A 6,290-nucleotide genomic window follows, 5' to 3' on the forward strand; every position below is an offset into this window, starting at 1 on the left:
AGGAAGCAACGAACATGAGCAAGCTGCGCGTGGCGGTCCTCGGCGCCAAGGGCCGGATCGGTTCCGAGGCGGTACGGGCCATCGAGGCCGCCGACGACATGGAGCTGGTGGCCGCCCTCGGCCGGGGCGACAAGCTGGAGACCCTCGCCGAGCAGGGCGCCCAGGTCGCCGTCGAGCTGACCACTCCCGCCTCGGTCATGGGCAACCTCGACTTCTGCGTGCGGCACGGCATCCACGCGGTCGTCGGCACGACCGGCTGGACCGACGACCGCCTCGCGCATCTCCGGGGCCTGCTGGACCAGTCCCCGGAGACGGGCGTGCTCATCGCGCCGAACTTCTCCATCGGCGCCGTCCTCACCATGAGGTTCGCGCAGATCGCCGCCCCCTACTTCGAGTCGGTCGAGGTCGTCGAGCTGCACCACCCGAACAAGGTCGACGCCCCCTCCGGCACCGCCACGCGCACCGCCCAGCTCATCGCCGAGGCCCGCCGGCAGGCGGGCAGCCCGCCCGCCCCGGACGCCACGGCCACCGCCCTCGACGGCGCCCGCGGCGCCGACGTCGACGGGGTCCCGGTGCACGCGATCCGACTGCGCGGACTCCTCGCCCACCAGGAGGTCCTGCTCGGCGGCGAGGGCGAGACCCTCACCGTCCGCCACGACTCCCTGCACCACAGCAGCTTCATGCCGGGCATCCTGCTCGGCGCGCGCCGCGTGGTGACCACTCCCGGCCTCACCTTCGGCCTGGAACACTTCCTCGACCTGAACTGAGCACCCGCAGACCCATGCGCGCCAAGATCTCCTACGCCGTCACGGCCGCCGTCCTGGTCGTCTACTTCGTCCTGGTCGGCAGCCGTGGTGTGCTGCTCATCGAGGCCGGTACGCCCCTCACCGTCACCTTCGGCGTGGCGGTGCTGATCCTGCCGGTGATCGGTGTCTGGTTCCTGTGGAAGAACACCGAGTTCGTCCGCGACGCCAACCGGCTCGCGGCCCTCCTCGACGCCGAGGGCGGTCTGCCCGTCGACGAGCTGAGGCGTCTGCCCAGCGGCCGGATCGACCGGGACTCGGCGGACGAGGTCTTCGCCCGGCGCAGGGCCGAGACGGAGGACGCCCCCGACGACTGGCGCAGCTGGTTCCGGCTCGCGGTCGCCTACCACGACGCCCGGGACACCCCGCGTGCCCGCAAGGCCATGCAGCGGGCGATCACGCTGCACAAGACCTCGTCCTGAGCGCGCGGGGGAGCGGGGCGCTCAGGGGCGCCGGTACTCGGCGGCCCAGGCCTCCACGGTGTCCGCCGCCCGGTCGAAGGCCAGCTGGTCGCGCCCCAGGAAGTCCGCGTTGTGCGAGGTCAGCAACGGCGGCAGCGACTCCGCCGAACGCCCCCGCCGGTCGAGGACCAGCGCCTGCCCCTGCACCGTCCGCGGCAGTCCCAGCCAGCGCACCGGCTGCTGCACCGTGCGCACGGAGGCGACCTGGTCCCAGGCCGTCGTGCGCGTGCTGACGAAGGCCACGTGACGCAGCCCCCGGGCACTGACCCATACGCCCATGCGCAGCAGACGCAGCGTGCAGGCGACCCCGGCCAGCGCGATGGCGAACACCGTCCCGGCGGACGACACCGACGCCGTCGCCGCGATGATCACCGCGGCGAACAGCACGAACGAGGCGAGCAGCAGCAGGAGCGCCGCCGCCCCCACCCGCCAGGGCCCGGGGCGGTACGGGCGCCGCCACCGGTCCCGGTCGTCGTACGGCAGGGCGACGTCGTCCGCCGTGTCGAAGGCGCGGTCGGCCGTCAGGAAGGGCAGGGGCACGGCTGGTCCTCACTCGATCCATGCGTGGGGTGTGCCCGGTGAGGCTACCGATCTGTGTCACCCGTCACCACCCTCGGGGGTCCGGATGGCGCCCGCGCGGCCGGCGGGTGCGGCTCAGCGGCCGTCGGTGGCCTGGGACTCCTGGGTGTCCGCTCCGGACGGGGCGGTGGACATGGACGGCGTCCCGAGGACCAGGGAACCCACCAGACCGGCGACCAGGGTGAGCCCGAGCAGCCAGCGCCCGGCTATCTCGCCGGCGGAGGCCCGCTCACGGGGCGGCGGGGCGACATTGCTGCGGAACCGGTCCGCCTCGGCGACGAAGGCGAACGGTACGGGTTCGCGCCGACCGAACATCGGGATGCGTCTCCCTCCGGGATCGAACGAAATCACTGTCACCGGTACAGACGAGCGGATGCCCCAAAAGGTGCCCCGCACGCGATTTCCGTCACGGCAGGGCACTTCCGTCACGGTCCCGGGCGCCCCGTAGAGTGGGCGCCGCACAGCAGCCGCGACGGGAAGGACCCCCTTGACCTCCGCCGACGATCCCCAGCCGTCACCGCGCACCGACGTCACCTTGCGGAGCGACGTCACCGTCGAGCTGGTGAAGTCCAGCGCCTCCGACTCCGACGTCCTGTTCGCCGCCCGCGTCTCGACGCTGGGGGAGCAGTCCATCGGCGAGCTGCGGAAGGACCCGGAGCGCTCCAAGGGCCTGATCAACTACCTGATGCGGGACCGGCACGGCAGCCCCTTCGAGCACAACTCGATGACCTTCCTGGTCAGCGCGCCGATCTTCGTGTTCCGCGAGTTCATGCGGCACCGGGTCGGCTGGTCCTACAACGAGGAGTCCGGGCGCTACCGCGAGCTCCAGCCGGTCTTCTACGTCCCCGACGCCTCCCGCAAGCTGGTCCAGGAGGGCCGCCCGGGCAAGTACGTCTTCGTCGAGGGCACCCCCGCCCAGCACGCGAGCGTCCAGGACGTCCTCGGCGACTCCTACCGTCAGGCGTACGAGGCCTACCAGAAGCTGCTCGCCGAGGGGGTCGCCCGTGAGGTCGCCCGCGCGGCGCTGCCCGTCGGCCTGTACTCCTCCATGTACGCCACCTGCAACGCCCGCTCGCTGATGCACTTCCTCGGTCTGCGCACCCAGCACGAGCAGGCGAAGGTCCCCTCCTTCCCGCAGCGGGAGATCGAGATGGTCGGCGAGAAGATGGAGGCCGAGTGGGCCCGGCTCATGCCGCTCACGTACGCCGCCTTCAACGCCAACGGACGCGTCGCCCCGTAAAGGGTCCGGCTCCGGCGGCGAGTACACATGTACGGGTCAGCCGCGCGAAGTGTCCGTATTGCGGCATTTCATGAACTTCATCTAGCCTGATCAAACGGGCCCGGCACTGCCTGAACCCCCGAGCAGGCAGTGCCGGGCTCCCCCTTTGCCCCACCTTGTCCTCTCCCCCGAGGGAAGACCCCGGCCTGAGCAACGAGTAGCGTGTAACCCATGGCTCCGACCTCCACTCCGCAGACCCCCTTCGGGCGGGTCCTCACCGCCATGGTCACGCCGTTCACGGCGGACGGCGGACTCGACCTCGACGGCGCTCAGCGGCTCGCCGCCCACCTGGTGGACGCAGGCAACGACGGCCTGATCGTCAACGGCACCACCGGCGAGTCCCCCACCACCAGCGACGCGGAGAAATCGGATCTCGTACGGGCGGTCGTGGAGGCCGTCGGCGACCGCGCCCACGTCGTGGCCGGTGTCGGCACCAACGACACCCACCACAGCACGGAACTGGCACGCGCCGCGGAGCGCGCCGGCGCCCACGGCCTCCTGGTCGTCACCCCGTACTACAACAAGCCGCCCCAGGAGGGCCTCTACCGGCACTTCACGGCCGTCGCCGACGCCGCCGAGCTGCCCGTCATGCTCTACGACATCCCCGGCCGCAGCGGCGTCCCGATCAGCACCGAGACGATCGTGCGTCTCGCCGAGCACCCGCGCATCGTCGCCAACAAGGACGCCAAGGGCGACCTCGGCCGCGCCGGCTGGGCCATCGCCCGCTCCGGCCTCGCCTGGTACTCCGGCGACGACATGCTCAACCTGCCGCTGCTCTCCATCGGAGCGGTCGGCTTCGTCTCCGTGGTCGGCCACCTCGTCACCCCCGAGCTGCGCGCCCTGGTCGAGGCGTACACCTCAGGAGACGTCCAGAAGGCCACCGAGATCCACCAGAGGCTCCTTCCGGTCTACACGGGCGTGTTCCGTACCCAGGGCGTGATGACCACCAAGGCGGCGCTCGCCCTCAAGGGCTTGCCCGCCGGCCCGCTGCGCGCCCCGATGGCCGAGTGCACGCCGGAGGAGATCGAGCAGCTCAAGATCGATCTTGCCGCCGGCGGGGTACAACTCCAGTAATCAGACTTCGCGCGCCGGCCCGCGCAGACGTACTTCACAACTGAAGAGGCGGGACACCGGTGCCCGCACCCCACAACGACAACTGCTTCTGCACGAACGTCACGCGCGCCACGTGCCCACCGGTACGTGGCGCGCGTGTTTGAGGAGAGTCTTTTGAGTCATCCGCATCCTGAACTCGGCCCGCCGCCGCCGCTCCCCGAGGGCGGCCTGCGCGTCACCCCGCTCGGCGGTCTCGGCGAGATCGGCCGCAACATGACGGTCTTCGAGTACGGGGGCCGTCTGCTGATCGTCGACTGCGGGGTGCTCTTCCCAGAAGAGGAGCAGCCCGGGATCGACCTGATCCTGCCGGACTTCTCGTCCATCCGGAACCGCCTCGACGACATCGAGGGCATCGTCCTCACCCACGGCCACGAGGACCACATCGGCGGCGTCCCCTTCCTCCTGCGCGAGAAGCCGGACATCCCGCTGATCGGCTCCAAGCTCACCCTCGCCCTCATCGAGGCGAAGCTCCAGGAGCACCGCATCCGCCCGTACACCCTTCAGGTGGCGGAAGGACAGCGTGAGCGCATCGGACCGTTCGACTGCGAGTTCGTCGCGGTCAACCACTCCATCCCCGACGCCCTCGCCGTGGCCATCCGCACGCCCGCCGGCTTGGCGGTGCACACCGGTGACTTCAAGATGGACCAGCTCCCGCTGGACAACCGCCTCACGGACCTGCACGCGTTCGCCCGGCTCAGCGAGGAGGGCATCGACCTCCTGCTCTCCGACTCGACGAACGCCGAGGTCCCGGGCTTCGTCCCGCCCGAGCGCGACATCTCGAACGTGCTGCGGCAGGTCTTCGCCGGTGCCGGCAAGCGGATCATCGTGGCCAGTTTCGCCAGCCACGTCCACCGCATCCAGCAGATCCTGGACGCCGCCCACGAGTACGGCCGCCGGGTCGCCTTCGTCGGCCGTTCCATGGTCCGCAACATGGGTATCGCCCGTGACCTCGGCTACCTGAAGGTTCCGCCGGGCCTGGTCGTGGACGTCAAGACGCTCGACGACCTGCCGGACAGCGAGGTCGTGCTGGTCTGTACGGGCTCGCAGGGCGAACCGATGGCCGCGCTGTCCCGGATGGCCAACCGCGACCACCAGATCCGCATCGTCCACGGCGACACGGTGATTCTCGCGTCGTCGCTCATCCCCGGCAACGAGAACGCGGTCTACCGCGTGATCAACGGTCTGACCCGCTGGGGCGCCAACGTCGTGCACAAGGGCAACGCCAAGGTGCACGTCTCGGGCCACGCATCGGCCGGCGAGCTGCTGTACTTCTACAACATCTGCCGCCCGAAGAACCTGATGCCGGTGCACGGCGAATGGCGTCACCTGCGTGCCAACGCCGAGCTGGGCGCCCTGACCGGCGTCCCGCACGACCGCATCGTCATCGCCGAGGACGGCGTGACCGTCGACCTCGTCGAGGGCAAGGCCAAGATCTCCGGCAAGGTCCAGGCGGGCTACGTCTATGTCGACGGTCTGTCCGTCGGCGACGTGGGCGAGCCGGCCCTCAAGGACCGCAAGATCCTGGGCGACGAGGGCATCATCTCGGTCTTCGTCGTCATGGACTCCTCCACCGGCAAGATCACGGGCGGCCCGCACATCCAGGCCCGCGGCTCCGGTATCGAGGACTCCGCCTTCGGCGGGGTGCTCCCGAAGATCACGGAAGTGCTGGAGCGCTCGGCCCAGGACGGAGTCGTCGAACCCCACCAGATGCAGCAGCTCATCCGCCGCACGCTGGGCAAGTGGGTCTCCGACACCTACCGGCGCCGGCCGATGATCCTGCCCGTGGTGGTCGAGGTCTGACGGCCCGTCGGCCAAGACGGACGACCGAACTGGGAGCGGGGCGCCTCGATTTGCATCGGGGCGCCCCGCTCCAGTACGTTTACAGCTCCCCCCGATCGGGCACCCGGACGCTTCACGCGCCGGAACCAGTCCCGGGAGGGATGGGAAAACCGGCTCAGAATCTCTGATAAAGTCGGTCCCGCCGGAAAGGGAAACGCGAAAGCGTGAACCTGGAAAGCACCGAGGAAATCGGATCGGAAAGATCTGATAGAGTCG

The 6,290-nt window shown here is 70.1% G+C and carries 7 protein-coding genes; 5 read left to right on the top strand and 2 right to left on the bottom strand.

Annotation, left to right across the window (positions count from 1 at the left end):
• The first annotated feature begins 14 nt into the window (after positions 1 to 14).
• Entirely contained in the window at positions 15 to 767 is a 753-nt protein-coding gene (gene dapB, locus IE172_RS17505) for a 4-hydroxy-tetrahydrodipicolinate reductase (protein ID WP_190098165.1), read from the top strand.
• Positions 768 to 781: 14 nt separating this feature from the next.
• Positions 782 to 1,225, top strand: a complete 444-nt coding sequence (locus tag IE172_RS17510; RefSeq protein ID WP_190098166.1) for a tetratricopeptide repeat protein — start codon at positions 782 to 784, stop codon at positions 1,223 to 1,225.
• A 21-nt stretch (positions 1,226 to 1,246) separates the two neighbouring features.
• On the opposite strand, the gene IE172_RS17515 is transcribed toward IE172_RS17510, so the two are convergent.
• Positions 1,247 to 1,804: an SCO5741 family PH domain-containing membrane protein gene (locus tag IE172_RS17515; RefSeq protein WP_190098167.1), complete on the bottom strand. Its 558-nt coding sequence runs from the start codon at positions 1,802 to 1,804 to the stop codon at positions 1,247 to 1,249.
• 114 nt (positions 1,805 to 1,918) lie between these two features.
• On the bottom strand, positions 1,919 to 2,158 hold the full coding sequence (locus IE172_RS17520) for a hypothetical protein (RefSeq protein WP_190098168.1): 240 nt from the start codon (positions 2,156 to 2,158) through the stop codon (positions 1,919 to 1,921).
• A gap of 172 nt (positions 2,159 to 2,330) precedes the next feature.
• Between IE172_RS17520 and thyX the strand changes: the two genes are divergently transcribed.
• From thyX to IE172_RS17535, 3 genes are all read left to right on the top strand, one after another.
• Positions 2,331 to 3,083 (top strand): FAD-dependent thymidylate synthase, encoded by a 753-nt coding sequence (gene thyX / locus IE172_RS17525; protein WP_190098169.1) that lies wholly within the window; start codon positions 2,331 to 2,333, stop codon positions 3,081 to 3,083.
• 210 nt (positions 3,084 to 3,293) lie between these two features.
• A complete protein-coding gene (dapA, locus tag IE172_RS17530; RefSeq protein WP_190098170.1) occupies positions 3,294 to 4,196 on the top strand; it encodes a 4-hydroxy-tetrahydrodipicolinate synthase in 903 nt (300 codons plus the stop codon).
• 153 nt (positions 4,197 to 4,349) lie between these two features.
• Positions 4,350 to 6,035, top strand: a complete 1,686-nt coding sequence (locus IE172_RS17535) for a ribonuclease J (RefSeq protein WP_190098171.1) — start codon at positions 4,350 to 4,352, stop codon at positions 6,033 to 6,035.
• The last annotated feature ends 255 nt before the right edge of the window (positions 6,036 to 6,290 follow it).

The organism is Streptomyces griseoflavus, from assembly GCF_014649995.1.
Taxonomy (GTDB): Bacteria; Actinomycetota; Actinomycetes; order Streptomycetales; family Streptomycetaceae; genus Streptomyces; species Streptomyces griseoflavus.